Genomic DNA, 1,409 nt, shown 5'->3' on the forward strand with positions numbered 1-1,409 from the left:
TAAGAGGGCCAGTTGGTGATTTTAAAATTTTGTTTTGCCATGGAGACCTGATTTTGAAACAACTGTGGTGATCTGCTCCGATGATTACCCAAAAGTTCTATTTATTCAACAAAGCCCCGATTTTGAACACCGATTAAAGCGGTTATATACGGTTTTCCACGGACCATATCACTCAGGTAAATCACGCCATGGAGCACCTGAGCACAGAATCCAGAACATACCGTTGATGATTTTACGATGTTCTGCCCATGGACGTCCGGCACGTGGTATTGCTGGTTCAGCAGGCAGTAAAGACTGGATGATCATCCATGCTTCATCGGGAAGGTCGTAGCGAGCCATAGTTCAATATACTGTGTAAACATACGGTTACTATAACTCAGGAAATTAAGGGACACAGTCTAGCATTTGTACGCGCACCGATATGAAGGTGTCACGCAGGATATCTATCGGGTCGCCGTTCGCGTAGCCCTCGATCTCGTTACGCGCGAAAGCGGGCGCGTCCGGGTGTGGCCGGTGGTAGGTTCGGATGACGATCGAGCCATCCGAGTTTATCTGCGAACTACCCTCATCGCCGCCATAGTCCACCCACAGGCGAGGCAGCCTGTTACGGCACATCGATACCGCCCTCATCACCGCTCCAGGCGCGATCGGCGTTCAGGCCCAGACAAGCGGAAATGCGGTATACCCCTTAGCTCAGGCGTTCGGTGGTGATGCCTTCCGCTTCGCTGGTGAGTTCGCTGGTGCCGTCTGCAAACAGCTTCACGACAGGGGAGGCTGTTTTCCAGAAGCCGTTGAAATCGGCAACGGCGTTAAGTCCGCTTGCTAATATCGGATAGCTGGCACCGCTACCAACTTGGATTAGGGGTGTTGCGTTGCCGTGTATAGTGGTAGGCGCTGCTGCATCCCCAAGGTGTACGATATTTTCCGAGTTAATATGCGCTAAGTTGCGTACTTGGCCATTTGTCAACGTTCCACGGAATGCAACTGCATTTGTTGTTACCACGGCTGCGGCGTGCGTTTTTATCGCTGTGACGGTTTGCGGGGTATCAAGCGTTGCCGGATTTGTAAGGTTTTTATCCGTCCAAAAAATATGATTTACATACCCCTGCGCGTCCCCCCGCCTGAAGCCTGACGACACTTGTTGCGGGTGATTGCCCTACTGTAAAAACTGAATATGTGCCTGAAACCTTAGAGAACCAGCCAGAACCAAAGCGGCTGGTTGCCGTAGTTGTTGCGTCATTTCTGAATGTTCCTGACGTATTTGCAGCGTGCATATTCGCATCGTGATCGATCAGTGATTCGCATGACAATCGATCACGATTTCGCATGAAAGGTCGATCACTGATTCGCGTCGTATCGATCACTCCGGGACTTAACTCTTTTAACCTCCTCTCCATTCGCAGTTTCTA

At 50.6% G+C, this 1,409-nt stretch carries 1 protein-coding gene and 1 pseudogene; both read right to left on the reverse strand.

Going from position 1 to position 1,409, the window contains the following annotated elements:
- Nucleotides 1-171: 171 nt before the first annotated feature.
- Nucleotides 172-339: pseudogene (locus QZ506_RS08960) on the reverse strand (transposase); the annotation flags it as partial.
- Nucleotides 340-688: 349 nt separating this feature from the next.
- Nucleotides 689-1,138: a hypothetical protein gene (locus QZ506_RS08965; protein WP_291970498.1), complete on the reverse strand. Its 450-nt coding sequence runs from the start codon at nt 1,136-1,138 to the stop codon at nt 689-691.
- Nucleotides 1,139-1,409 lie beyond the last annotated feature (271 nt).

The organism is Candidatus Symbiopectobacterium sp. (assembly GCF_020054415.1).
Lineage (GTDB): Bacteria > Pseudomonadota > Gammaproteobacteria > Enterobacterales > Enterobacteriaceae > Symbiopectobacterium.